The sequence below is a fragment of the Pantoea sp. C1E2 genome (assembly GCF_056491465.1).
In genome coordinates, this window is record NZ_JBSZHT010000004.1 from 470,540 (window position 1) to 496,718 (window position 26,179).

Genomic DNA, 26,179 nt, shown 5'->3' on the forward strand with positions numbered 1-26,179 from the left:
CAACCTGACAACCTGTGCGCGTTATTAAATCAATCAAATTGATTTAATTAAACACCCTCTTCTCGCATCAAGGCGGAAAAAGTTATGAAAATCCGGTTCTCAACCACATTGAAAGGCTGTGCCATCGCGGTGATGTTAGCCAGCGCAGGTAATGCAGCAGCCGCAACGACCCTCAATGCGCTGTTTATGACTCAGGCGGCTTACAGCGAAAATGATATTCGCGCCATGACGCAGGAGTTCCAGAAAGCGCATCCGGACGTACAGGTCAATCTGGAGTTTGTGCCGTACGAAGCGCTGCATGACAAAATTGTCGCGGCACGTGGCGCTGGCGGCAATGGTTATGACGTGGTGCTGTTCGATGCCATCTGGCCTGCTGAATTCACTAAGTTTGATCTGCTGCAGGACGTTAGCAGCCGCATCGCGGCAGATGAGAAAGAGAAGATCTTCCCAGGCGCGATGAACACGGTCGTTTACAACGGTAAAACTCTCGGCATGCCGTGGATCCTCGATACCAAATACCTCTATTACAACAAAGCGATGCTGGAGAAAGCCGGAATCACCACCCCGCCGCAAACCTGGCAGCAGGTGATCGATGACTCGCGCATCATCAAGCAGAAAAACATCGTTAAATATCCGCTGGTGTGGAGCTGGTCGCAGGCGGAAGCGCTGGTGTGCGATTACACCACGCTGGTGTCGGGCTTTGGCGGCAAGTTCTACAACAACGGCAAGCTCGATTTCTCCAGCCCGGCATCCTTGCAGGCAGTGAAGCTGATGAAGAGTTCGCTGGATGAGGGGCTGAGCAATCCGGCATCACGTGAGTATCTGGAAGAGGATGTGCGTAAATCCTTCTCCAATGGCGATGCCGCCTTCGCGCTGAACTGGACCTACATGTACAACATGGCCAACGATCCGAAGCAGAGCAAAGTGGCCGGTCAGGTCGGGATCGTTCCGGCACCGGGCGATGCGCCAGGTAAATTTGGTGCAGTGAACGGTTCGATGGGTCTCGGTATCGCCAAAGGCAGCACCCACGGAGATCAGGCGTGGCAATACATCAGCTACATGACCTCACAGCCGGTGCAGAACAAATATGCCACTCTGAGCCTGCCGATCTGGAAAAGCTCTTATCAGGATCCAGCGGTGCTGAAGAACCAGGAGAGCCTGATTGCGGCGGCTGACAAGTCACTGAATGTGATGTTATCGCGCCCGGAAACCGCTGATTACTCCCGTCTCTCCAATACCTTGCAGCAGCAGTTGCAGCAAGTGCTGGTGGGCAGCGCCACGCCAGATGCGGCGATGCAAACGGTGGATAAAAGTGCTGCGCGTTTACGTTAAGGGGTCAGCATGCTGAGTTTGCGTCAACGCGAACAACGGCAGGCATGGGTGCTGTTAGCACCCATGTTGCTGGTGATGCTGTTGCTCACCGCCTGGCCGCTGTTACGTACTATCTGGCTAAGTTTCACCGATGCCGCCTTAATTGGCAGTGGTGAATCACCGGCCTGGGTTGGGCTGGAGAACTATCTGTTTGCCATCACCGATCCCGATTTTCAAACTTCGCTGTGGCGCACACTCTACTTCACCGTGGTCTCGGTGGCGTTTGAGGGGGTGATTGGCGTGTTGGTGGCATTACTGCTCAATCAGAAATTTGCCGGGCGTAACATCCTGCGCGTGCTGGTGATTCTGCCGTGGGCGCTGCCGACCATCGTCAACGCCATGATGTGGCGCCTCAATTTCAATCCGGATTATGGCAGCATTAACGCCCTGCTCACGCAACTGGGCATTATCGATGGTTATCGCAGTTGGCTGGGATCGCCTGATTCGGCGCTCAATGCGGTGATGTTCGCCGACATCTGGAAGAACTATCCGCTGGTAACGTTGCTGGTACTGGCTGCGCTGCAATCCATTCCCGACGATCTGTTTGAAGCCGCGCGACTCGATGGCGCATCCGCCTGGCGGCGTTTCCGTGCCATCACCTTCCCGGCGATTGTGGGTGCGCTGAGCGTCGCACTGGTGCTGCGTACCATCGATGCCTTCAAGATTTTTGACATCATCTATGTGATGACGCGTGGCGGCCCGGTGGATAGCACCAAAACCCTGAGTTTCTATGTCTATCAGGAGTCATTCAGCTATTTACGCGCAGGCAGCGGTGCGGCGTACGCCATGCTGATGACGTTACTGTGCGCGGTGCTGATCACGATTTACATGATGTTATTACTGCGTCAGCGCCGAAAAGGGAGCGCTTATGAAGGTTAAGTTGCGCGTCGCGGCGAAATACGTCGCCGCACTGCTGGTGGCCATTTCTGTGCTCGCACCAATGGGTTGGCTGTTTTTGATGAGCGTCAGTGCCGCCAGCGATCTCACCCGAGTGCCGCTGGAGTGGCTGCCGCGCCAGTGGGATTTCAGCCGCTACGGCAGATTGATTTCACTGGAACCCGGCCAACCCGGCACGCTGTTCCTGCATGCCCTGGGTAACAGCCTGCTGGTGGCAACCGGGGCGACCATTATCTGCCTGCTGCTGGCGATTCCGGCGGCGTTCAGTTTCTCCCGCTATCCTGGTCGTGATGGCTGGCTGTTTGCCTCACTTGCGATCTATATGGTGCCGCCGGTGGCCTTTGTGCTGCCGCTCTACTTCCTGCTGCAACAGCTGGACCTGCTTAACACGCGTCCCGGTCTGATCATCGTCTATTGCTCGCTGATCCTGCCGTTCCTGACCTGGATGCTGAAGAACCAATTTGATTCCTTACCGCAGGATATCGAGCAAGCAGCACGACTGGATGGTTTGCGTGTCTGGCAGGTGCTGCTGCGCATTACTTTGCCATTGGCAAAACCGGTTTTAGGTGCAGCGGCGCTGTTTGGCTGGTTACTGGCGTGGGATGAATTTTTCTATGCGCTGTTGTTCACTAGCAACATCGCGGCACAAACCCTGCCGGTGACGATTGCGGGCTTTACCGCCGGACGCGCCACCGATGATGGTTTGATCGCGGCAGTCGGGATTTTGGCATCCGTGCCACCGCTGTTTATTGCTATCTGGCTGCAAAAAACGCTGGTGAGCGGCCTGGCCAGTGGCGGGAGCAAAGGATGAAGATGAACATGGACTCTACCGCCACGCTGTATGTGGTCGGCAATATTAACGTCGATTTGATTATGGGTACGCTCGACCACTGGCCACAGCGTGGCACCGAAGTGATGGTGAATCACAGCGAACTGCGTCCGGGTGGATCGGCAGGCAACTGCGCGCTAGCGCTGGAAGCGATGCAGGTACGTCATCGTGCGGTGGCGAATCAGGGCGATGACGGCCTGAGCGCCTGGCTGGGTAGTTACTTCCCTCACAGCGTCGCACATTGGACGCGCTATCACTGCGAAACCTCACTCACCGTCGGCGTGACGCACTCCGATCACGAGCGTTCGTTCCTCAGCAATCTCGGCCATATCGTGCGACTCACCGCCGAGGATGTGCTGAATCAACTGCCGCTGCGCGCCAGCGAGGGCGATATCGTGCTGCTGTGCGGCACCTTCTTGTGCCTGCATCTGTACAACGAATATCCGCTGTTGCTGAGTGAATTGCAGCAGCGCGGGTTTATCACCGCCGTGGACACCGGCTGGCCGCCGCAGGGTTGGACCGAAGAGGTTCGCCAGCAGATGGCGCAATGGTTGCCGCTGTGTGACTGGCTGCTGCTCAATGAGGTCGAAACGCTGGGCCTGATGGACGCGGAGGATCTCAACGTGGCCGCCTCACAACTTGCACAACGACTCAGCGGCCGCGGCGGCTGCGTGGTGAAGTGCGGTGCGCAGGGCGCGGGTTGCTGGCAATCACATCAGCACCTCAATCAGCCCGCGAAGCCCGTCACCGTGGTGGACACTATTGGTGCAGGCGACAGCTTCAACGCCGGTTTCCTCACCGCGCTGTTGCATCAGCAAGATATTACCACCGCGTTGCAATGGGGCATCGCGGTGGCTTCACTGGCAATCAGTACCCTGCCGCGTCGCTATCCCGACTGGCATCAACTGCAACTTTCCGCACAGGAGCGCTAAATCATGGCCAGTGTTGAACTCGTAAAAGTGGCTAAGCGCTACGGCAAACAATCGGTTCTGCATCCGCTCGATCTCACCATTCCCGACGGCAGTTTTACCGTGCTGGTCGGCCCATCCGGCTGTGGAAAATCCACTTTATTACGCCTGCTCGCCGGTCTGGAGAGTCTGTCGGACGGCGCGATTATGATGGATAAAGTGCAAATCAACGATCGCGATCCGGCCGATCGTGACATGGCCATGGTGTTTCAAAGCTATGCGCTCTATCCGCATCTGACGGTGGCGGAAAACCTTGCGTTTCATATGCAGGTGAAGAAAGTAAAGCGCGAAGAGCAGCAGAGCAAAATCGAGCGCATCGCCGGGATTCTCGGCATCGATAAGTTACTGGGGCGCTATCCGCGTGCGTTGTCCGGCGGGCAGCGCCAGCGTGTGGCGATGGGCCGCGCGATGGTGCGCAATCCGCAGGTGTTTCTGTTTGATGAGCCGTTGTCTAACCTCGATGCACAGCTGAGGATGGAGTTGCGTGCGGAGATCAAATCGCTGCACCAGCGCTTCAAAACCACCATGGTGTATGTCACGCACGATCAGGTAGAAGCCATGACGCTGGCGGATCAGATTGTGGTGATGAAAGAGGGTCGTATTGTGCAGCAGGGTGCGCCGCTGGCAATTTATGACCGTCCGGCAGATACCTTCGTGGCCCGTTTTATCGGTTCACCACCGATGAACCTGCTACCGGCGCAATTGATCACCCGCGATGGCATTCCCGGCGTGCAGTGTCAGGATCTCTGGCAACCGCTGCCTTTGCGCTGGCAAGCGGCGGCACGCGATCGCGAAGGAGCTAAGGTGACGCTGGGCGTGCGTCCGCACGATTTGCTGGAAGCCGAAACTCGCGCACAAGCTGCGGTAAAAGTGATTGAAATCACCGGTGAATCGACGTTGTTGCATCTCGAATGGCACGGCCACGCGATGCATATGCAGATCGCCGGGCGTCATACTGCGGTAAGTGGCGACCAGATTCGTCTTGGATTAAATGCCGAGAAGATTCATCTGTTTGATGCGGAAACCGGATTACGTTTGAGCGAAGGTTAAATAATATAAAAAAGCCACCCAAATGGGTGGCGAAATATATTGACAGAAAATGCATAACAACGATGGTGGCAGGCACTCATTCCCTAAGCACCGTACCCTGACTATTTTACGCAAACGGCTATTTAATTCTGTTCTCTCTGTTTAAAGATAACGTAAATCTTACTTCGTTATTTAACAAACAAATAACCGCTACCAGGTTTTCCCGATATTAAACTGGAACTGCTCGGACTTATCGCCTTCATATTTCTTGATCGGTAAGGCGTAAGAGAACACCAGCGGACCAAGCGGCGATTGCCATTGCAATGCCAGACCGCTGGAAACACGAATTTCACTTGGATCACCATAATCCGGAATGCCAGCCGCGCGCGTTGCCGCGGTATTTTCCCATTTGGTATCCCAGACGGTACCGGCGTCGACAAAGAACGAGGTACGCAGTGAATCCGCATAGCGATCGCTGACAAACGGCGTTGGAACAATTAATTCCGCGCTCGCCACTGCCATGGCGTTACCGCCTACTGCGTCATCTGATTTAGACACCGCACAATTACCGTAGCTGCTTTCAATGCCAGCACAGCTGTAATAGGCCGCTTTTGGACCAATGGTATTCGACGAGAAACCACGCACGGAACTGGATCCACCGGCATAGAAGTTGTCATAGAACGGCACTTCTTTACCACCAAATCCATCCGCATAGCCCGCTTTAGTTCGGCCCATCAGCACCCAACGATGGTCATTACTCAACGGTAAGTAAGCATTGGCACTCAGCGTACTTTTGTAATAGCTGTTGGTTGATCCGGGGATCGTCACCTTGGTATTAAATCCAGCCGTGACGCCCGACGTTGGGAAGAAACCACGATCCAACGAGTTGTAGTTCCAGCCAATGTTCCAGAAGAAATCATTAGCGACAAACTTCTCATCGCTGGTGGCGTAATCGTCGTCATCATCTTCATTGGTGGTGATCACTTTCGGATGGATGCCCTGCGATCCCAGATAGCGCCACATCGAGACCTGTGGTGCCATATTGCTGACGCGGTTGTAGCTATAATCCAGTCCTGAACTCAGATTACTGTTTTCGCTGATCGGGAAGCTTAATGTGCTGCTGGCACCAAAACTCTTCAGCGTATATTCAGACAGGTCATTATCTTCAGCGCTGTAATCGTTGTAGAACAGCTTGCCGCCTAAGCTGACGCCATCCACGGTGAAGTACGGATTGGTGGCGGCAATCTCAACATAGGTTTGATAACTGTTTTTGGTGCCGCTAAAACTCACGGTATTGCCGGTGCCCATCCAGTTATCCTGGCTGACGCCAAGCTGATAACTGATACCGCTGTCGGTGCCGTAGCCGAGACCGACGTTGAAGGTACCGGTATTACGCTCTTTGACCTTGTACACCACGTCGACCTGATCCGGACTGCCCGGTACACGCTGAGTATCGACATCCACACTTTCGAAATAACCGGTGCGATTGAGGCGCGCCTTGCCTTGATCGACCGCATCGCTGGCCAGCCAGGAGCCTTCCATCTGACGCATCTCACGGCGCAGCACCGAATCCTTTGAGGTGTCATTGCCGCTGAACTTCACCTGACGCACGTAGAAACGATGCCCCGCTTCTACATTGACGTGTAGCTTGACGGTTTTGTCTGCATCGTTAATTTCAGGCTGAGAACTGACCTGCGGAAAGGCATAGCCGTAGCGACCGAGCAGCGCTTTGATCGCGCCTTCGTTCTCGGTAATTTTGGCACCGCTGTACAACGCACCAGACGGTATATGTGCCAGCTTCTCAATTTCAGCGGAGTGTCCCGCCATATCACCGTTCAGGATGACATCGGAAATATGGTACACATCCCCTTCATGAATATTGACCGTCAGATAAATACTTTTCTTATCAGGCGTTAAACTCACTTGCGTGGAATCAATATTAAATCGTGCGAAGCCGCGATCGAGATAATAGCTACGCAGCGTTTCTAAATCGCCGGACAGTTTTTGTTTCTGATATTTCTGATCGGCAATTAAATTCCACCACGGCACATCATCACGCAGCTGGAAATGAGAAATTAATTCATCAGATGAGAAGGCGTGATTGCCGACAATATTGATCTGCTGAATCTTCGCTGACACACCTTCGGTAAACACGAACTTCAGGTCAACACGATTGCGTGGTAACGGCGTGACCACGGCTTTGACGCTGGCAGTGTATTTTCCCGCGCTGTAGTAAAAATCTTCCAGCCCTTTTTCGATGTCCGAGAGCGTGGTGCGATCCAGCGCTTCACCGACTCGCACACCGGTAGCATCCAGATTTTGCTTCAACTGATCTTCTTTGATCGCCTTGTTGCCGGAGAAGGAAATATTGGCAATGGCCGGACGTTCTTTCACGCGGATCAGCAGCGCATCGCCATCGCGCAGCACTTGTACATCTTCGAAGTTGCCAGTGGCAAAGAGCGCTCGAATGGTGTTGCGAATATCGTCATCCGAGACGCGATCGCCCACGCGTACCGGCATACTCAGCATTGCCGCACCCGGTGCTACGCGCTGCAAGCCGTCAAAGTGAATATCCCTGAGGGTGAAATCGTCTGCACCAAAGGCTGTGGTGGTTACCATGAAAAGTAACCCGGTTAACATCTTTTTCATCTGCTATGAGCCTGCCGTTTTTCCATTCAACGCATTTCTGCCGCACCACAAAAAAACGGGCTGAACACGCGGTTCAGCCCGTTAGTTGCGGCGATATGTTCCGGAAAAAAGACCACTGCGCCAAAGGTAAATTCAGCGCAATCAACGGATTTTCGCTTACCTTACAGTAAGCTGAAAAGCCGCTGCAGAAATCACTGCATAAGGATTACCCTTCCGCCGTCACCGGTTGAAAAGTACGACGGTTCAGACTGGTCAAAATCACCAGCGTCACCATCATTAACAGCTCCACGCCCAGGGTGCCGGAGATGGCTGCCAGATGATTGCCATGCACGTTAATCTGTGTGAAAACACCACCCAATAGCATCGGCCCTAAACCCAGTGCCGACTGTTGTACGGTGGATAACACCGCACTACCCGCGCCCGCCTGATGATGCGGTACACCGCTCATGCCAATACGGTAGAAGGTGCTGACGATAAATGACTGACCAAAACCAATCAGGATGGTGGCGGGCATCAAAGTAAAGACGCCGACAGCTGGCCAGGCAAACTGGAAAGTGGCGATCAGGGCGATCAAACCGACCATCTGGATACCGCAGCCCATCAATAGCGTGGTGCGTTTACCAAAACGCTCAACCATGCGCGTCGAACGCATCGCGCCGATAAAGTAGGCAGCGCCCAGTGCGATGAATGCGTTGCCAGACTCAAAGGCGGTTAAACCGATGCCCGACTGCAGCGTCAGCGCCACTGCAAACATAAAGCCGCTCCAGCAGGAGAAGAACAGTACCGCCAGGGTTAAACCAAAGCGGACGCTTGGCAGACGCAGCAGCGAAGGTGGCAGCAACGGCGAACCGCCTTCCGCTTCCAGACGCAGCGAACTCTGACGCAGGCGATGCAATAACACCGGGAACAGCACCAGCAGCAGAATGCACGGCCATGACCAGTGCAGAAGCGGACCGAGCGCGAGCGCCAGCATTAAACAGCCAATCGCGCCCGCTAACAGCAAGGTGCCGCTGATATCCACCGGCACACGCTGGTTATTGTGCGTTTCAGGCACAAAACGACGCGCCGTGATCAGCACAAACAGGCAAATCGGCAGGTTGATCAGGAACACGCTGCGCCAGCCGTAGCCGCCGATATCTGCTTTGATCAGGAATCCACCCAACACCTGGCCGATGATAAACGCCAGCCCACCAATGCCCCCGTAGAGACCAATGGCGCGTGCGTGCTCCCTGCCCTTCATGGTCACGTGCATGGTGGCGAGAATTTGCGGCACAATGAATGCCGCGCCGACCCCCTGCAATGCGCGAGCAAACATCAACAGGCCGACGCTGTTGGCGATGCCGCATAATAAAGATGCAATACCGAAGATCCATACTCCTGCCAGGAAAACCCGACGACGTCCGTAATTGTCCCCCAGGCGTCCGCCCATCGCCAGGCAGATGGCGAAAGCAATGCCGTACACGGCGACAATCAGCGCCAGCTCAATCGATGTGGCGCGCAAAGTATGCGCCATGGCATCCAGCGCCACATTGACAATGGAAAAGTCGATCATGGGCAGGAGTTGCCCTGCCAGCAGGACCACCAGTCCCGCGCGTTGAAGTTGCGATGTGTGCATCGGTTTTAACCTTGTTTTTAAGTGCAGTACGGCATAGCATCACCTAACTATTAAACGGGTACCAGTTCTTGTTTATCATGGTATAAACACTACCCGTCTCGTTTGGAGATCTGCTTATGAGCACGGCTATTGCCCCCGTCACGGCTGAACACAACAATCGAAAACTGCTTGGCACTTTTTTACGCACGCGTCGTGAAAGCCTCGATCCAAACCGTCTGGGTTTGCCGCATATGCGCCACCGCCGCACGCCCGGTTTACGCCGTGAAGAAGTGGCGCAGCTAGCGGATGTCGGCGTGACCTGGTACACGTGGCTGGAACAGGGGCGGGATATCAAAGCCTCGCCAAAAACTCTAACCGCCATTGCCACGGCATTGCAGTGCAATGATGTCGAGACACAGCATCTGTTTTCCCTTGCCGGACACTCGTTGCCCTCGGTGCGGGTGGCTGCTGCCTGCTGCAAAATCGCGGCGCATAATCAGCAGATGCTGGACGCCATCCAGTTACCTGCGATTATTGAGACGCCTCGTTTCGATATCCTCGGCTACAACGCGGCGTGGTGTGCGCTGATGGATGTGGATCTGGCCGGGATCGCAGTGGAAAATCGTAACTGCATCTGGCTGGCGTTCAATCATCCTGCCTGGCGAAAAGCGATGAGCGACTGGGACGACGTGATGCCGCAGATGGTGGCGATGTTTCGTGGTCAGATGGGCGAACACCTTGGCGATCCGCACTGGGAAAGCTTTCTCGCACGTTTGCTGAATAGCTCTGATGAGTTCGCGCAAACCTGGCAGCGCTACGAATTGGGCAAGGTGGAGAACCGCCTGAAGCGCTTTTATCGCCAGGAAGTCGGAGAGATGACGCTGCGCCAGAATAACTGGTGGTCTGCTTCACGCAACGGTGACCGCCTGCTGGTGTATGTGCCTGATGATGAGCAGAGTGCGGCGTCGCTGCAAAGATTGATGAAGGGATAGCGGTTATTGACCACCAGCGTCACCATGCCCGGCATCCACTGAGGCAAACGGCAGTAACGGCCTTCAGGCCGCTGCAGCCACTTCGCCTTAGAATTACGCCAGGGATTTGACACTACCAGCGCTTTTCCGCAAACCAGGCCACCAGCCATTCTGTCAAGGCACTGATTTTCGCCGACTGCAGTTGGCTGGAGGGTTTCATCAGCCAGACGCCATCTTCCCCAACTGCCTGCCAGTCAGCTAGCACCGGCACCAGCGATCCTTCAGCCAGCTCCTTTTGCACCAGCCAGTTGGCCGCCAGTAATACGCCCATGCCAGCCTGAGCAGCCAGCACCAGTGCATCCATCTCATCGCTCTCAAACCGGGTTTGCACGGGTACGGCTATCTGATGACCGTCTTTCTCCAGGCGCCATTCCGGCCAACTGTGCATCGGGGTAAACCCCAGACAGTCGTGCTGGCGGAGATCCTGTGGCTGGCTTAGCGCAGGATGACGTTCCAGATAGTCTGGCGCCACACACAGCATCCGGCTGGTGTCCGCCAGCTTCCGCGCTATCAGTCGGCTATCCGTGAGCACGCCGATGCGGATCGCCATATCAAAATTGTCCCCCAGCAAATCGACATAGCGGTCGCTGCAATTCAGCACGATGCGAATATCGGGATAGGCCTGCAAAAAACCGGGCAACGCCTGTGCCACCCAACTGCGACCAAAAGAGGCTGGCACGGTTAAGCGGATGGTACCCGCCGGACGTGCGGCCAAAGCCCGCGCTTCCTCTTCCGCTTCCCGTAATAGCTCATCGGCAAGTTCGATTTTCTGCCGATAGCGCTGCCCTTCTTCCGTGGGACGTATGCGTCGCGTGGTGCGTTCGATCAGGCGAATGCCCAGCCGTTTTTCCAGGGCAGCTATGCGGCGCGACACCACCGAGACATCCCGTCCTAGCTCACGCGCCCCAGCACTGAAGGTGCCTGCACGCACTACCGCTAAAAAAGCTTCGCGTTGGCGGAAATCGTCATCCTGCATTATTGCTCCCTGTGCAACAGTCATTTGGTTTTGACATCGATTATAGCGCCTGTTTTTGCGCCACACTGGCTGTACTTTGAAAACAGGAGAATTTTATGCGAGCTATCCAACTAACAGCGCTCAACATCGATGCCCTGAATATCACTGAACTGCCGCGCCCACAGCCAGGCCATGGTGAGGTGTTAATACGTCAGCATGCGGTGAGCCTCAACTACCTCGATTTGGCACTAGCAACGGGTCAGTTTGGTGCCATCGCGCAGCCCATTATTCCGGGTGCTGACAGCGCAGGTGAGATTGTTGAATTGGGGCCGGATATGAGCGACTGGCAAATCGGTGAGCGCGTTGTGCCGGGTATGATGCAAAGCTGGCATGCGGGTTTGATTCGCGCTGAACATCATCACGCCCTGCGCGGTGTAACCGATAATGGCGGGCTGGCGGAGTATGCCGTTGTTCCGGCTGCTTCATTAGTGCGCATCCCTGATTCTCTCAGCTGGCAGCAGGCCGCCACGCTGCCGATAGCTGCGACGACGGCCTGGAACGCCATCGTTCGCGGTAAGGTTCAGCCCGGCAGTACCGTGCTGTTGCTCGGGACGGGTGGCGTGAGTCTGTTTTCGCTGCAATACGCCAAAGCTGCGGGCGCACGGGTGATTATGCTCTCCTCTTCCAATGAAAAACTGGCGAGAGTGAAAGCACTGGGTGCCGATGAAGCGATTAATTACCGCGATGATCCCGAGTGGGATAAACGGGTGCTGGAGCTGACGCACGGTCAGGGTGCGGATCTGGTGCTGGAGTCAGTTGGTGCGGCGACTTTCGCAAAATCGATCAGTGCTGCCGCCTATAACGGAACGATTTTTGTGATTGGGTTTATGGGTGGTGCAGAGTTAACTGTGCCGGTACTGCCGATTATGCAGAAGATGTTGAATATCGTGGGGAATAATACCGGTTCAACAGCGGATCTGCGGGCGGCGGTGAGAGCGATTGAGACTGCAGGGATTGTGCCGGAGGTTGATCGTGTGTTTGGCTTTAAGGATACGCAGCAGGCTTATCGTTACCTGCAATCTGCCGGGCACGTTGGGAAAGTGGTGATTGATTTAAATGTGTAACTGTTCGGGATCGCAGTAAACGCCCTTGAAGTCTCACAAATCACAGCAAGGTCGCCATTATGGCGACCCACTTGCCAGCGCTAACACTGGTTTGCACGCTCAGGACGCGTTTAGAATTCGTAACGCTTCGCGATTAAACGCAGGAAGATCATCCGGTGTGCGGCTGGTGATGAGCTTATCGTCATCGACGACCACTTCCTGATCATAAAAGTCTGCCCCCGCGTTCCGCAAATCAATGGCGATGGCTTTAACGCAAGTCATCTTGCGGCCGCGCACACCATTGGCGCTAATGAGCAACTGCGGACCGTGACAAATTGCGAATACCGGTTTGCCGCTCGCGACAAATTCTTTGGTGAAATTCACAAATCGGTCATCACCGCGCAGTGCATCAGGCGAGTGTCCCCCGGGCAGCAGTAATGCATCGAATTCGGCGGCGTTAACGTGATCAATATCCTTGTCAATGGTGACTTCGGCTTTACCTTGCTTCCCTTTCACAATCTTTCCCGCTTGCATCTCAATCGTCACGACCTCATGACCCGCATTGGTATAGGCTTCTGCGGGCGAGGTGAACTCTGAATCTTCAAATTCATCAGTGATCAGGACGGCGATCTTCTTACTCATTTCCTTCTCCTTGCTGGGAAAACGCGGTGCGTTTATGGCCTGGATAACCCAACAAGTCTGGTCGCCATGTTTTAGAATGCAAGCCAGGCGGCAGGTAGTCATGGCATTGTTACGGAGTGAAACAGATGACACTGGGGATGCGTCTTCAGTAATGTAACTGATGATTATGGATATGAACTTTTAGTCGTTATGGGCAGCTTACAGTAAGTCGCATATTTACCACTGGCTTACCCCATTCTGTTCAGAAGTTCCAGTGAACATGTCATGGTGTCTTATAGCGAGCACCGAGCTTAGCAACTGGAAGAGTATGATAATACTTGCTCATCAAACTGCCCGGGCAGACAGTTTAAATATTCAGGACGCATTAGAATGATTAAGGTCAAACATGTATTGGGCGTATCCGGCAGTCTTCGCGCTGCTTCGCTGAATACCGTCTTCTTACGGGCTATGTCTTTACTTTGTCCTGTGGGAATCAGATTTGAAATATACGACTCACTGGACAAAATCCCCCTTTTTAATGTTGATGATGAATCTAAACCGACGCCTGCTGTTGACCACTGGAGAAACGCGCTTTCCAGGGCAGACCTGGTCTTACTAGCCAGCCCGGAATATGCACATGGAGTCACCGGCGTCATAAAAAACGCACTTGACTGGATTGTAAGCAGTGGTGAGTTGCTGGATAAGCCTCTGTCGTTGCCTAATCTGTCTGTACGAGCCCATCTGGCACACTCCCAGCTATCAGATACATTAGGGGTTATGGGCGCCGTACTGCGCGAAGAGTGCTGTCCCAGAGCAACGCTTGATGCGCCTTACATACTTCCTGATTCGACAGAATTTGCACTAATTGAAAATTCACAAATATGCTCAAGAATTAATGAGTTATGGAGAAACATTGATTTGGTAATCACAAAGAACGATGAACTATCAAATATGTAAAAGAAATGGACTCATTTATTCTCATACTGGCAATCATTGTGAACGCAAGCAAATGACTACTGTTAGCTGTCCTTGTAGACTCGGGACAGATTTATGTCCGGAATGGACTTTGAAACTTTGACCCAAGACGAGGGCCCACCCTTGTGTAAGTCAGGGCTATTTCTATAAGTTCTGGCCTTTATTAGTTATATGTGAAAATGACCTTGTCAGCAAAACTGACAAGGTCATTTTTTGCGATTAAAAAAAGGGCAATTTAAATTAACCGCGCCGGTATCTGATATTGATATGCATCGATTCAGATGGAGTCTTACAGCGCCGAAATACTATGTGCTATGCTGATTTGCAAGCCATTGACTGACCGTTGTAGTGGCAATTCCCTGACGTTGATTATAAGTATTGCTTTTATCCCAGGCCACTCCGTCAGGCCGAGCAAAAGCGAGTCGGTAATTTGCACCGACATCTTGCGGATTGTACTGCACATCATCCAGGAGCTTTTGCCTGTCCAGTAATTTTCTGTTTACTTCAGTCTCCCAGTGGGTACACATTAAATCAGCGAGCTCACTGTAGGTCAGCGTATCCCCCGCTATATAAATAATCTCGTTGCGGAAAGTAGGCTGATGAAAGAAAATTTCCGCCGTCAACAGGCCGATATCTTCAGGAGTGGTCAACGTTACTGCGTACTCCCAGTCCCCCAGAGCACAGACAGTTTTGTTGTTTGCATCAATCACACCAAAACCGGGCTCAAACAGATAGCTGGTAAAAATACCTGTAGAAACAATGACCCACCCTGTTACGTTCTGCTGGCGTAAAAGGTGGCGCACTTCGAGTTGCTCATCCCAGACTTGTTGCCCGCTGCCTTTACCGACCACGTCATAATCAACACCAAACTGCCATGGGAAGTAGCGGGTTACAGCCGCTTTCAAAACCGCCTGCGTAATCTTTAACTGCGTTCCCGGTCCGCCAACAAAACCACTGCAGTTGATAACTGTGTCGAAACAGGCAAAGATCTCACTCAGCTCATCAATGCTGTTTTCCTGTAGATCGCCTTCGACCACAGCAATTCCAGACTTCATCAGTTCATCCAGCCGTAACCTCCGTGTGCCAGAAATGGCATGAGCGGCTTCGCCTCTGAGTAACACGCTAATTTTTATATTGTTATTTTGCTGCGCTTTCTTGCTCATCGCTCTTAATACCTGAAGACCAAGCTCTCCTGCACCGAGTATAAGAACAGTATCTACAGTTTTTTTTTCGGTATTCATTCTTGCTTCCTGTTGTATTAAAACGTCATCCTGACAGCTGAAATAGCCTGGTACAATTAGGCACACGCATGATACCGGAGGTGATATGGCGTATGAACGTGAAGCGTTGATGCAATTTTCAAAGGAATTCTGTGAGGAATTAAGTAATGATGATGAGGGCCTAAAACGAGAGATTCTAGCGCATGCGGGTAATCGCTGGTCGTTGGGCGTGTTGCATATTCTCGGGACCAACGGTCCACTTCGCTATGGAGAGTTACGCCGCTACTTGACGGATGTCACTCAAAGAATGCTGACACGAACACTGCGTCATCTGGAGCGGGACGGGCTCATATCCCGCCACGATTACGAGGAAAAATTGCCCCGGGTGGTTTATACGATTACAGATATGGGGAAAGAAATGCTCTTGCGGATGTTACCTTTATGGTCCTGGATTATCACTTCCGCCAGCTATTTCCGGGAAGCGAGAACAGAATATGACAGTGATTGAATGTTCAAGCGGCGACATTCTGGCAGAAGAAAACTATAAGGTGTGATGGAAATAAAACCTAGCCTGGACAGGTAATTAAAAATTATTATCTCACTGAATATAATGGTGCTTTTTATTGTTAATATCTTAACGCGGTTAACGAGATAAAGAATGTTCACTGCAGACTAAATCTCTACTATGAGATTGCAGCTTACTTTCGGTGCGGATAAGTAAGCTGTTCGCTCAAAGTGAACATCGTTAAACTGCAGGTCTGCTCCCTGCCAGAATTAGCGTTCAATCAGCAGTACCCTAATTACATATTGAATATTTTTTGTTTACGTAAGGTAAATGCTCATTACTCAGCCCACAAAAGGACGATGCATGGACGGGTTTCATCATTACAGCGCGCTTAAGAGACGGAAAAACGTGGCTGCAGCTGAGCGATTAGCCGGCTTCGCCGCGCAGCCGATGACGATAATGTTTCAGGACTACGCGTGTCACAATCTGACCGTACACAAAGCCGCCTAGCCCGGCCAGGATTACGGTGCCGGCAATACCGAAAAAATATGTTCCTATGTAGCCTAAGGCCCCACAGACGGCGAGGCCCGCCCAGGTCTGCCAGTGACGGAAAGCTGATTTATAAGCGCTCCGCCACCTTCTTCCTCGCTCCCATAGGGTAAGGCCTGCCAGTTCGGGAATGCTTTTTAGGGTCCAGTAGATTTTCACGTGTTCTCCTTTCACAATTACTTGAATGATAATAATTATCACCTTCATGTCAAATTTTTAGCCCCCTTCCCTCATTCCTGCCCCAATACACCATTAGCGCCAGAATGGCTCTCTATAACGGCAAGAGGAAAGCTCATGTGCGGACGAGTTACCTGAATTGAATTTAAAATTTCACCCGGTGAGGAGCAAGATTGGGAATCCAAAGAATCGAGTTAAAGAAGTGATATTGAAAAGACGAGATTTAGCAGATATCTGAATCTAGCAACGTTTCACTGCCTGGTCTTTTGCTTTGCCTTTAGAGCCACGCCCTCTGGCAAGAAACGCATCCATTTACGGTAAGATCAATCAGGCTTACGAACCGGTTCGCCGGGGACTGGGTTTAAAAATTTTATAAAATGAATGACAGCTATTTGCCGGGAGCGGAAGTTATTGAGTTTTATCATGACGGGCAATGGCCTTCAGGATAAGAAGTCACAACCCACCATATTAATCGCTGTTTCGAATTAGGCAGGTTCCTGAATTACGTCAGTAGATTAAAATTAACAGTTTTTATTGTTAAAAATGTTACGTACTTTTTATCAAAGACAGTAACCCCTCTAAAATCGGTGAAGTGTTAGATTTCAGATAAGCAGCACTGATGCCAATTTTTATCGTAGCTGCATCATCCTTTATTTCCCTAAAGACCACTCCCTTTCGTTTAATATTTTTCAATGAGGCAGGTATTAATGCGAACCCCTGCCCTTCAGAAATAAGTCCCAGCAAAATATGATGATCTGTAGGCTCGGGAAGAGTAACTGGCCGAAAACCGATATCTTCGAAAAAGTTCTTACAGTAATCATAAAAGCCAGGATTCATATGCCTCTCAAACCAAAACATCGTTTCGTTGTTGAGTGAGGTGAAGCTGATGCTGCGCTTAAGAGCAAGGGGATGGTTTGCAGGCAGGGCAACGACCATTGATTCCTCATGAATGACTACAGATTCAAGACCAGAAGTTTCTGTATGCAAACCAATGAATGCAACATCTACCTTTCCTTTCCTGATGTCTCTGACAAGATTCACCGAGTGATCACCTTTAGTGATTAATTTCCAACCGGAGAATTGGGATTGAAAATGAGCATTAACTTCAGGGAAAACGCTTCTATCAAAGACTGTTGTATAGCCAATAACAAATGTCCCTTGTTCCATCTCTCTTGCTGACCTTGCCACTTCGATCGCTTTTTCAGCCTGTGACAATGCACTTTTGACCTCGGGTAAGAATGCTTCACCAGCACTGGTGAGCAAAACCCCGCTGCCTGTTCGGATAAATAGTTGTACCCCTAACTGCTCTTCAAGTTGGCGAATCTGCCGGCTCAAAGGTGGCTGAGATATGTTTAAACGCTTTGCGGCGCGCCCAAAGTTTAGCTCATCACACACAGCAACGAAGTAGCGAAATTGTCGAAGGTCGATTGAAGTATTCATACCGAAAAGGTATCACAAAAATGGTATTCGAATTAACTTTGATTAGATTTTAAAGTTCACCCACTTAACGAATAATGGAGAAAATGATGCCTACTTCTATACGCTTCGATTCAGGATTAGAAATTCTTAAAAAAGTGGGAGGCACCAATTTTGATGGTCCTCTTAATCAGTTAATGACCATTGCACCAGACCTTGCTCGTTGCACCGTTGAGTTCTGTTATGGAGACATCATGTCCCGTAAGGAACTGGACTTACCGACTCGGCAGCTGTGCACTGTGGCAGCACTCACAGGGATGGGGAATGCTATACCTCAATTGAAATACCATATCCATGGCGCCCTTAATGTGGGATGCACTCCAGCGGCTATCGTTGAGGTGATTTTGGTCTGTGCCGTTTTCGCAGGCTTTCCCACTGCGGGTAATGCCTTAATGCTGACAAAAGAAATCTTTGCTGAATGCGGTATCAAGTTTAACCCTGAAGTCCTGGCACCCACCGACGATCGGTATGAAAAAGGCATGGTAGCGCTTGAAGAAATCAGTGCTGGTGCCGGAAGACAAGTTACTCAGCAGTTAATGGAGATTTCTCCTGACCTTGCGCGATTCGTTATCGAGTTTTCATATGGGGATATCTTATCCAGATCGATAATTGATAATCGTACTAAAGAGCTGGCAATTATTAGTTTGCTAACAGCATTAGGAACAGCCAAACCTCAATTGAAAGTGCATATCAGCGCTGCTTTGAATGTAGGCGTCACAGAAGTTGAGATTATCGAGGCTATCCAGCAGATGGCTATTTATGCAGGTTTCCCGGCAGCGTTGAATGGTGTTTTCTCCGCAAGAGAAAGTTTCGATGATCGAAACCTGCTTTAATTAGGTTTAGCCAGTTAGCACCAGTTTTTTTGTTGCGGGGAAAGGCCTGAAGGTCTGCTCCTCGCTCAAACCGGATCATTTAGTGCCCGTAGAATGACTCTGTAAAAAGGTTTATACCGTTGTTCAGCGAGTTCTTTATCCCTCCAACCCGACCTGGACTTCCCAGCATAATGGAAATACGAAGTGCCTTACCAACAACAGTTTTTAGATCCTCAAACAGTTGTGGCAGGTAGAAGGTGGAGCTTGTTGCCTCGCAGGTAATGTTCATTCATAAGGCGATTCCAATGAATCGCCCATAATACCCTGACTCACTAATTCATGAATGTCTGCGCTGTCTTAACGCATAAGCCAACACCACAACAAAGCACATCAGTGGCAAACTGTAAGCCACGGCAGTACTGACTTTGTCAGAAATCAGTCCCATGAAATAGGGCATAATCGCGCCGCCCACAATCGCCATGATCATAAATGAGCTGGCCTGTTTAGTCGCCTGCCCGAGGTTTTTTACGCCCATGGCAAAGATGGTGGGGAACATAGTGGACATAAAGAAAAAGATGGCGATCAATGCAATCACGGAAACATCGCCTGCGCCCAGCATCACAACGGCACACAGCACAATATTGATCAGCGCATAAGCCGCTAGCATGGCTGCCGGTTTCACCCTGCCCAACAGCCAGGTAGAGAAGAAACGTCCCAGCATAAAGCAGATCATCGCGACCGAAAGCATATAAGCCGCGCTTTGGTTGGTCACGCCGTGCCAGTGCTCGGTGGCGTAGTTAATGAAGAAAGCGCCCACTCCAACCTGAGCGGCAACATAAAAGAACTGCGCAATCACGCCGCCGACGAAATGTTTTTGCTGCCATAAAGTGGCGCCGGGCTGCTGAATATGTTGGCTGGCGGATTCGCGAATGTCCGGCAAGGCGGTGCGTTTAAATAACAGCGCAATGGCGATGACCACGCACGCAATCACTACATAAGTGATTTTGACGGTGTCCTGTGCCGCATCCTGGTTGGCCTGGGTAAAGAACAGCGAGCCACCAATCATCGGCCCCACAAACTGCCCCAACCCGTTAAATGATTGCGCCAGATTGAGACGACGTTCTGCACCGTTGGGATCGCCCAGCACCGTGGCATACGGGTTCGCGGCAGTTTCAAGGCAGCCCAGTCCGCACGCCAGCACGAACAATGCAAACAGGAATACCGAGAAGTTATTGACCATCGCCGCTGGCACAAACAACAACGCACCAATGGCATACAGTGATAACCCCGCCAATATTCCAGCTTTATAGCCGTGACGCTGCATAAAATAACCCGCGGGCAGCGCGACAATAAAATAGGCACCGAAATAAGCCGCCTGTAATAATCCCGATTGTGCTTTGGTAACGTTTAACGTTTCCTGAAAGTGTTTATTCAGCACATCCAGCAGGCCGTATGACACGCCCCACATAAAAAACAGGGTGGTAATCAGCATAAACGCCCAGCGCAGGCTAATAGATCCCCTGACGCCCATATTTTCAGGCGTCTCGACGCGTTGTGTTGACATGGTTATATCCTCGTAGGGTACAGTCGGTAAGTGTTGTTATTGGTCCTGCAAAGAGAATATTCGCGCCATCGCCACCCATTTTTCCCCTTCGGGCGTCCAGGGCGTTGGCTGTTGGAACTGCCACATCAGCGCTTCCCAGCGCTGAATATGCGGATCCTGTTCAGATGCCTGAGCAAAATCCTGCGTGTTAAACCGATCATTCACCTCCATCACCATAAAAAGGCGTGTGCCAAGCCGGTAAATCTCCATATTCACGATGCCGTGCTGGCGCAAATGCTGCGCCACTTCCGGCCAGATGCGCTGATGCAGACGCTGGTATTCGGCAATTTTGTCCGCCTCGTCCACCAGATCCAGCGCCTGACAATAACGCTCGATTGCGCCACTCATAACAGCGCCCGATCGAGATGCAGATAGCCACCATCGACGCTCAGCCACTCGCCGGTAGTATGAGAAGCGCGCTCCGACAGCAAAAAGACCACCGTGTTAGCGATCTCCTCCGGAGTCGTCATACGTTGACCGAGCGGAATACGCTGGGTGATTTTCTCCAGTTCGGTTTGCGGATCGGCAAAAGTGCTAATCCAGCGTTCATACAGCGGCGTCATGACTTCGGCGGGAATGACGGCATTCACTCGCACGCCGCTCTGACGCAGTGAAACTGCCCATTCGCGCGTCAGTGACAGAATCGCCCCTTTGGCTGCGCAGTAGCCGCTGGTACCACCCTGCCCGCTCAGCGCGGTTTTTGAAGCAATGTTGACGATCGCCCCACGGCTGCTTTCCAGCGCACGCTGGCAGAAGTGCGTCATCTGGTAATAGTGGATAAGGTTCTTTTCCAGCGAGGAGACAAATGCGCTGCGCCCCGCTTCCAGTCCAACGCCATCGTTAACCCCGGCGTTATTCACCAACCCGTCGATGCGACCAAACTGCTGCTGTACGGCCTCAACCGCGTGCTGACAATTTTGTTCGTCGCAAAGATCGGCCAACAGCACTTCCGTTTTCGGTTGTAGTTCACGCAGGCTAGCCAGCCACATCTCATCTGGCTGCGCGTTGCTGACGATGACGGGAATCGCCCCCTCTTCAGCCAGCAAACGTGAAATGGCAGCGCCGATGCCCGATCCACCGCCGGTGACGATGATCACTTTATCCTGCAAAAACAGATTCATTATTCTCTCCTGTCAGGCTGTAGACCTGCGCGGCCGTGTTACCCCAAATGGCGGCCTGTTCATCAGCGGATAACTCCGCTATCGCGTCGTCTATCAATTGCGCCACCGCGTGATATTCCGCTGCCAGCAGGCAAACTGGCCAGTCTGAACCAAACATCAGCCGTTGCGGACCAAAACGCGCCAGCGCCTCGTCAATGAAGGGGCGAAGTTGCGTGCTATCCCACTGGCCGTGTGAGACCTCGGTGACCAGTCCGGACAATTTGCAGGCCACGTGCGGCATCGCAGCCAGTTCCGCAACCTGCTCGCCCCACACCTGAGCGCCGCGCGCCATATCCGGTTTTCCCAGGTGATCGAGCACTAGCCAGTGGCGATCGTGCTGGGCGGCAAACCGGGTAGCGTCTGCCAGATGCCGCCAGGTCACCAGCATTTCCCATACGTAATCTTGTTGCTGCAGATGGCTGATGCCACTGGACACAGACGGTTGCTGCAACCATGCTGCGGGATCGCGCTCATCCTGCACCAGATGGCGAAAACCCCTAAGTCGCGGATGCTGCAATGCCAGTAACTGCTCTGCCAGGTCCGTGGCCGAGATATCGATCCAGCCAATCACCTGCGTTGCGGGTTGCTGCTGCGCCCACTGCAACAATTGTTGCGTTTCGCCCACGCACTGCCGAGCTTGTACCGCGATCGATCCCTGCAACTGATGTTGCGCCAGCAGCGGTGCGAGGTCGTCTGGCAGAAAATCCTGTTGCAGACAGGTCATTGAATCTGCGATCCACGGGTATTCAGCCGCGTCAAAGTGCCAAAAATGCTGATGAGCGTCGATTCGCACTTCAGCCTCCCTGCGCGCGATAGCGGTACTGCTCGCGTGATGCGGGATACATTTCGATTGAGAAGCCGGGCGCAGTGGGCGGCATATAGGCAGCCCCGCGAATCTCACACGGATGGATGAAATGTTCGTGCAGATGGTCGACATACTCGATAACCCGGCCTTCATGGCTGCCGGCAATACAAACAAAATCGATCATCGAGAGGTGTTGAACGTATTCGCACAGTCCGACCCCACCAGCATGCGGGCACACCGGCAGCTGGTATTTCGCTGCCATCAGCATCACCGCCAGCACTTCATTAACGCCGCCGAGACGACAGGCATCGATCTGCACGACATCAATCGCTTCGCGCATAATCAGCTGCTTGAAGATGATGCGGTTCTGGCACATTTCACCGGTTGCGACCTTGACCGGCGTAACACCCTGACGAATCTTACGATGTCCTTCGATATCATCCGGGCTGGTGGGTTCTTCAATAAACCACGGTCGCGCGAACGCCAGCTTCTGTACCCACTCCACCGCATCATTCACTTCCCATACCTGGTTGGCGTCGATCATTAACTGACGGTCCGGCCCCAGCACCTCACGCGCAATGCGCACGCGGCGAATATCATCTTCGAGATCGCGTCCGACTTTCAGTTTGATGTGGGAGAATCCGGCGTCGACCGCCTGCTGGCAAAGACGGCGCAGCTTGTCGTCGTCGTAGCCCAGCCAACCCGCCGAGGTGGTGTAGCAAGGATAACCATGCTGCTCAAGCTGACGGATGCGCTCTGCTTTGCCCGCTTGCTGCGCTGTGAGTAATGCGAGTGCTTCATCCGGCGTGATGCAGTCGGTGAGATAGCGAAAGTCGATGCAGCGCACCAGCTCTTGCGGCGACATATCAGCCACCAGCCGCCATAGCGGTTTTTCTTCTGATTTCGCCCACAAATCCCATACCGCGTTGACCACTGCGCCGGTTGCCAGGTGAATAGCGCCTTTATCCGGCCCTATCCAACGCAGCTGGCTGTCGCTGGTGATGTCGCGCCAGAATTGCCCCATATCGGCGGTGATCGACTCCAGCTTGCGCCCGACGATCAGGTGTTCCAGTGCGCGTATAGCTGCACAACAAATTTCATTACCGCGTCCAATGGTAAAGGTCAGCCCGTGGCCGCTGATAGCGGCGTTATCCGTCTCGATGATGACGTAAGCCGCTGAATAATCGGGGTCAGGATTCATTGCATCCGAACCGTCCAGGTGTTCGGAGGTGGGAAATCGGATGTCTTCGACACGCAGTGAGGTCAGTCTGGTCATTCTTCGCTACCCTCAGTAATTTGACGCTGCTCGCCAAGCCCGGCGATGCCCAAACTGATAACTTGCCCCGGACGCAGGTAGACCGGTGGTTTCTGCCCCATGCCGACGCCCGGCGGTGTTCCGGTGGAGATGATATCGCCCGGCTGTAAGCTCATAAAACGGCTCAGGTAGCTAATGATGTGTGCAACCGAGAAGATCATGGTGCGGGTGTTTCCATTTTGATAGCGCTTGCCATCTACCTCGAGCCACAGGTCGAGCTGCTGCGGATCGGCAATTTCATCAGCGGTCACCAGCCATGGGCCAATCGGACCAAAAGTGTCGCAGCCTTTGCCTTTGTCCCAGAGTGCCGCCGCGTTCAATCTGATATTCACGTTCAGAGACGTCATTGACCACGCAGTAGCCCGCAACATGTGACAGCGCATCTTCTTCCAGGATGTAGCTGCCGCCTTTGCCGATGACCACTCCCAGTTCCACTTCCCAATCGGTTTTCACTGAACCGCGTGGAATACGCACCGCGTCATTGGGCCCGACCACGGAACTGGTCCATTTGCCGAACACCACTGGCTCTTGTGGGATGGCTGCACCCGTCTCCGCGGCATGATCGGCATAGTTCAGGCCGATACAGATAAATTTGCCAATATGCCCGACGCAGGCGCCAATGCGCGGCTGCCCACCGATTTTAGGCAGTTCGCTGAGCGGCAGCTGGCGCAGTCGCTCCAGCGCAGACGGCAAAAGTGCCTCGCCCGCGACATCATCAATAAAATGCGACAAATCACGCAATTCACCCTGTTCATCCAGCATTGCCGGACGCTCTTTGCCCTTTTCGCCTACGCGTAATAATTTCATTCTTCCACTCCTGTTAGTTGCTCCAGCCGCCATCAATGATCTGAGCCGTGCCGGTGGTATAAGCGCTGGCATCGGAGGCCAGATACGCTGCCAGATAAGCGATCTCTTCTGTCGTCCCGATACGGCCAATAGGCTGACGCGCGACAAAGGCGTTATAGACTTCCGCTTCGCTACGCCCTTCCGCCTCTGCCTGCGCGGCAATACGCTGGCGCAGCGACGGCGAATCGATGGTGCCGGGGCAGATGGCGTTGCAGCGAATCCCATCACCAATGTAGTCCGCTGCGACCGAACGCGTCAGGCCAATCACCGCCGCTTTGGTGGCGCTGTAGGCGAAGCGATTAACCACGCCCTTTACGCTTGATGCCACCGATGACATGTTGATAATCGACCCTTTCTGTTGCTGCAGCATCGCCGGCAAAAACGCCTGGATCATGCGAAACATTGCCGTGACGTTGAGATCGAGCGCGAACTGCCACTCCTTTTCGCTGCATGTCAGCAGGTCGCCGCTGTGAACCACACCGGCACAGTTGAACAACACATCAAGCGTGCCAAGCTCCTGCGCCGCCGCGCTAATGGCCTGACGATCGGTCACATCCAGCTGATAGGCGCGAATGCCGGGTAAATCCTGTAACGCGGCGAGGTTGATATCGCTGGCGATAACTTCGGCGCCCTGCTGAGCAAAGTAGCGCGCGCTGGCCAGCCCGATACCTTGTCCGGCGGCGGTGATCAACACGCGTTTTCCATGTAAATTCATTGCATTTCCTCTGGTCCAAAGATCTAATGGTCAGGCCATTGAAGGTGGATTTTTCCCTTTAGGGAGCGCAAAATAACGCTGGCTACTTTTTCGCTTACGCATTACGTTTTATTGATAATTGTGTAACATTGACAAGTGCCCTGATGATTATTTGTGCAACTGATCACTTAATTTTTTTAGACAGGTACCCGCGTAATGCCGATAAAAAAGATGGAAAACCCCAGGCTTTACAGACAAATAGCGGATCAGCTAATCAAGCTTATCGACAACAACGAATTTCCTCCCGGAAGTCGCCTGCCAGCGGAACGAGAATTGGCTGAACAGCTTCAGGTCAGTCGCGCATCGGTACGTGAAGCGCTAATCGCGTTGGAGGTGATTGGTCTGGTGGATGTCAAAGTCGGCAATGGCGTGATTGTGAAAGCGCGTTCCAATACCCAGGAACCGGTAATGATGCAGGCCGGACGCGATCAATGGAACGAACCGGATGATGAGCTGGGTATTAATCTTGATTTTTCAACCGAACTGCCGCCGTTCTCTCTGCTGCAAGCTCGGCGCCTGATCGAGCCAGAGGCCGCCGCGCTGGCCGCGTTGCATGCCAGCGAACAGGAACTGGCGTTGATCCGCGCGGCGTATCAGCAAAACTGTGAAGATAACCGTGCGCAATCGCGTACCCATCCAGGCGACCGCTTATTCCATATCCGCATTGCGCAAGCCAGCGGCAATCCGGCCTATGGATTTATCATCGGCCACCTGCTCGGTCATCGCTATGGCAGCATGTTCCGCATGTTGCAAGCGCACTACACGCCGAGCGATATGCCGCTCGTCTCGGAATCTGAGCATATGGACATTCTTTCTGCGCTTGAGAATCGTGATGCTAAGGCAGCGAGATCGGCGATGAAGAAGCATATTGATCGGGTCATAGCGACGTTTGAGCGTGCTCAGGAATGAGATTGTTTGCCTGGCAAATGATTCAA

Annotated in this window: 24 protein-coding genes and 2 pseudogenes; 12 read left to right on the top strand and 14 right to left on the bottom strand. The window is 52.7% G+C overall.

Translation table 11 applies throughout. From position 1 onward, the window contains the following. Positions 1-84 precede the first annotated feature (84 nt). The 5 genes from ACXI0A_RS23730 to ACXI0A_RS23750 are packed head-to-tail and all read left to right on the top strand — an operon-like array spanning position 85 to position 5,115. Positions 85-1,332, top strand: coding sequence for an extracellular solute-binding protein (locus ACXI0A_RS23730; protein ID WP_224932693.1), 1,248 nt, complete (start codon positions 85-87; stop codon positions 1,330-1,332). Positions 1,333-1,341: 9 nt separating this feature from the next. Further along, complete coding sequence (locus ACXI0A_RS23735) at positions 1,342-2,250, top strand: carbohydrate ABC transporter permease (RefSeq protein ID WP_224932694.1); 909 nt, start codon at positions 1,342-1,344, stop codon at positions 2,248-2,250. Further along, positions 2,240-3,079, top strand: coding sequence for an ABC transporter permease subunit (locus ACXI0A_RS23740; RefSeq protein ID WP_476146688.1), 840 nt, complete (start codon positions 2,240-2,242; stop codon positions 3,077-3,079). The genes ACXI0A_RS23735 and ACXI0A_RS23740 overlap by 11 nt, the downstream gene beginning before the upstream one ends. An 8-nt stretch (positions 3,080-3,087) precedes the next feature. After that, on the top strand, positions 3,088-4,029 hold the full coding sequence (locus tag ACXI0A_RS23745) for a PfkB family carbohydrate kinase (RefSeq protein WP_476147149.1): 942 nt from the start codon (positions 3,088-3,090) through the stop codon (positions 4,027-4,029). Positions 4,030-4,032: 3 nt separating this feature from the next. Then, the gene (locus ACXI0A_RS23750) at positions 4,033-5,115 is read left to right on the top strand and encodes a sn-glycerol-3-phosphate ABC transporter ATP-binding protein UgpC (RefSeq protein ID WP_476146686.1); all 1,083 of its coding nucleotides are present in this window, start codon (positions 4,033-4,035) and stop codon (positions 5,113-5,115) included. A gap of 189 nt (positions 5,116-5,304) precedes the next feature. Here the strand turns inward: ACXI0A_RS23750 and bamA are convergent, their stop codons facing one another. Together bamA and ACXI0A_RS23760 are read right to left on the bottom strand one after the other, a co-directional pair. Further along, positions 5,305-7,743, bottom strand: coding sequence for an outer membrane protein assembly factor BamA (gene bamA, locus ACXI0A_RS23755; protein WP_476146685.1), 2,439 nt, complete (start codon positions 7,741-7,743; stop codon positions 5,305-5,307). A gap of 205 nt (positions 7,744-7,948) precedes the next feature. Beyond that, positions 7,949-9,358: an MFS transporter gene (locus ACXI0A_RS23760; protein ID WP_224932698.1), complete on the bottom strand. Its 1,410-nt coding sequence runs from the start codon at positions 9,356-9,358 to the stop codon at positions 7,949-7,951. Positions 9,359-9,474: 116 nt separating this feature from the next. On the opposite strand from ACXI0A_RS23760, the gene ACXI0A_RS23765 reads away from it, so the two are divergent. After that, positions 9,475-10,329: an MmyB family transcriptional regulator gene (locus ACXI0A_RS23765; protein ID WP_476146683.1), complete on the top strand. Its 855-nt coding sequence runs from the start codon at positions 9,475-9,477 to the stop codon at positions 10,327-10,329. A gap of 112 nt (positions 10,330-10,441) precedes the next feature. Here the strand turns inward: ACXI0A_RS23765 and ACXI0A_RS23770 are convergent, their stop codons facing one another. Further along, positions 10,442-11,344, bottom strand: a complete 903-nt coding sequence (locus tag ACXI0A_RS23770) for a LysR substrate-binding domain-containing protein (protein WP_476146681.1) — start codon at positions 11,342-11,344, stop codon at positions 10,442-10,444. A gap of 95 nt (positions 11,345-11,439) precedes the next feature. On the opposite strand from ACXI0A_RS23770, the gene ACXI0A_RS23775 reads away from it, so the two are divergent. Then, a complete protein-coding gene (locus tag ACXI0A_RS23775) occupies positions 11,440-12,447 on the top strand; it encodes a zinc-binding dehydrogenase (protein WP_476146679.1) in 1,008 nt (335 codons plus the stop codon). 99 nt (positions 12,448-12,546) lie between these two features. Here ACXI0A_RS23775 and ACXI0A_RS23780 read toward each other — a convergent pair whose 3' ends face one another. Further along, positions 12,547-13,068, bottom strand: a complete 522-nt coding sequence (locus ACXI0A_RS23780; protein ID WP_476146677.1) for a DJ-1/PfpI/YhbO family deglycase/protease — start codon at positions 13,066-13,068, stop codon at positions 12,547-12,549. Between the two features lie 369 nt (positions 13,069-13,437). Here ACXI0A_RS23780 and ACXI0A_RS23785 point away from each other — a divergent pair, with 369 nt between their 5' ends. Further along, a complete protein-coding gene (locus ACXI0A_RS23785; protein WP_476146675.1) occupies positions 13,438-14,004 on the top strand; it encodes an NAD(P)H-dependent oxidoreductase in 567 nt (188 codons plus the stop codon). A 323-nt stretch (positions 14,005-14,327) separates the two neighbouring features. Here the strand turns inward: ACXI0A_RS23785 and ACXI0A_RS23790 are convergent, their stop codons facing one another. Beyond that, the gene (locus ACXI0A_RS23790; protein ID WP_476146673.1) at positions 14,328-15,263 is read right to left on the bottom strand and encodes an NmrA family NAD(P)-binding protein; all 936 of its coding nucleotides are present in this window, start codon (positions 15,261-15,263) and stop codon (positions 14,328-14,330) included. An 85-nt stretch (positions 15,264-15,348) separates the two neighbouring features. Between ACXI0A_RS23790 and ACXI0A_RS23795 the strand changes: the two genes are divergently transcribed. Further along, entirely contained in the window at positions 15,349-15,750 is a 402-nt protein-coding gene (locus tag ACXI0A_RS23795; RefSeq protein WP_476146671.1) for a winged helix-turn-helix transcriptional regulator, read from the top strand. A gap of 423 nt (positions 15,751-16,173) precedes the next feature. Here the strand turns inward: ACXI0A_RS23795 and ACXI0A_RS23800 are convergent, their stop codons facing one another. After that, positions 16,174-16,455, bottom strand: coding sequence for a hypothetical protein (locus tag ACXI0A_RS23800; RefSeq protein WP_476146669.1), 282 nt, complete (start codon positions 16,453-16,455; stop codon positions 16,174-16,176). Between the two features lie 564 nt (positions 16,456-17,019). Continuing rightward, entirely contained in the window at positions 17,020-17,913 is an 894-nt protein-coding gene (locus tag ACXI0A_RS23805; RefSeq protein ID WP_476146667.1) for a LysR substrate-binding domain-containing protein, read from the bottom strand. 173 nt (positions 17,914-18,086) lie between these two features. On the opposite strand from ACXI0A_RS23805, the pseudogene ACXI0A_RS23810 reads away from it, so the two are divergent. Together ACXI0A_RS23810 and ACXI0A_RS23815 are read left to right on the top strand one after the other, a co-directional pair. Beyond that, positions 18,087-18,344 (top strand): annotated as a pseudogene (locus ACXI0A_RS23810) (carboxymuconolactone decarboxylase family protein); the annotation flags it as partial. Positions 18,345-18,428: 84 nt separating this feature from the next. Further along, positions 18,429-18,782 carry a carboxymuconolactone decarboxylase family protein gene (locus ACXI0A_RS23815; RefSeq protein ID WP_476147148.1) on the top strand — a complete coding sequence of 118 codons (354 nt, stop codon included), beginning with the start codon at positions 18,429-18,431 and terminating at the stop codon, positions 18,780-18,782. 316 nt (positions 18,783-19,098) lie between these two features. Here ACXI0A_RS23815 and fucP read toward each other — a convergent pair whose 3' ends face one another. The 7 genes and pseudogenes from fucP to ACXI0A_RS23850 all read right to left on the bottom strand — a co-directional run bounded on the left by fucP (position 19,099) and on the right by ACXI0A_RS23850 (position 25,205). Continuing rightward, positions 19,099-20,325, bottom strand: a complete 1,227-nt coding sequence (gene fucP, locus ACXI0A_RS23820; protein WP_476146665.1) for an L-fucose:H+ symporter permease — start codon at positions 20,323-20,325, stop codon at positions 19,099-19,101. A 36-nt stretch (positions 20,326-20,361) separates the two neighbouring features. Continuing rightward, positions 20,362-20,712, bottom strand: coding sequence for an L-rhamnose mutarotase (locus ACXI0A_RS23825; protein ID WP_476146663.1), 351 nt, complete (start codon positions 20,710-20,712; stop codon positions 20,362-20,364). Continuing rightward, positions 20,709-21,485 carry an L-fucose dehydrogenase gene (locus ACXI0A_RS23830; protein WP_476146661.1) on the bottom strand — a complete coding sequence of 259 codons (777 nt, stop codon included), beginning with the start codon at positions 21,483-21,485 and terminating at the stop codon, positions 20,709-20,711. Before ACXI0A_RS23830 ends, ACXI0A_RS23825 begins: the two co-directional genes overlap by 4 nt. Continuing rightward, positions 21,463-22,317 carry an amidohydrolase family protein gene (locus ACXI0A_RS23835; RefSeq protein WP_476146659.1) on the bottom strand — a complete coding sequence of 285 codons (855 nt, stop codon included), beginning with the start codon at positions 22,315-22,317 and terminating at the stop codon, positions 21,463-21,465. The genes ACXI0A_RS23830 and ACXI0A_RS23835 overlap by 23 nt, the downstream gene beginning before the upstream one ends. Position 22,318: 1 nt before the next feature. Further along, positions 22,319-23,605, bottom strand: coding sequence for an enolase C-terminal domain-like protein (locus ACXI0A_RS23840; protein ID WP_476146657.1), 1,287 nt, complete (start codon positions 23,603-23,605; stop codon positions 22,319-22,321). Further along, positions 23,602-24,451: pseudogene (locus ACXI0A_RS23845) on the bottom strand (fumarylacetoacetate hydrolase family protein). The gene ACXI0A_RS23840 and the pseudogene ACXI0A_RS23845 overlap by 4 nt, the downstream one beginning before the upstream one ends. A 13-nt stretch (positions 24,452-24,464) precedes the next feature. Continuing rightward, positions 24,465-25,205, bottom strand: a complete 741-nt coding sequence (locus ACXI0A_RS23850; RefSeq protein WP_476146653.1) for an SDR family oxidoreductase — start codon at positions 25,203-25,205, stop codon at positions 24,465-24,467. 195 nt (positions 25,206-25,400) lie between these two features. On the opposite strand from ACXI0A_RS23850, the gene ACXI0A_RS23855 reads away from it, so the two are divergent. Continuing rightward, positions 25,401-26,153, top strand: a complete 753-nt coding sequence (locus tag ACXI0A_RS23855) for a FadR/GntR family transcriptional regulator (RefSeq protein WP_224932711.1) — start codon at positions 25,401-25,403, stop codon at positions 26,151-26,153. Positions 26,154-26,179 lie beyond the last annotated feature (26 nt).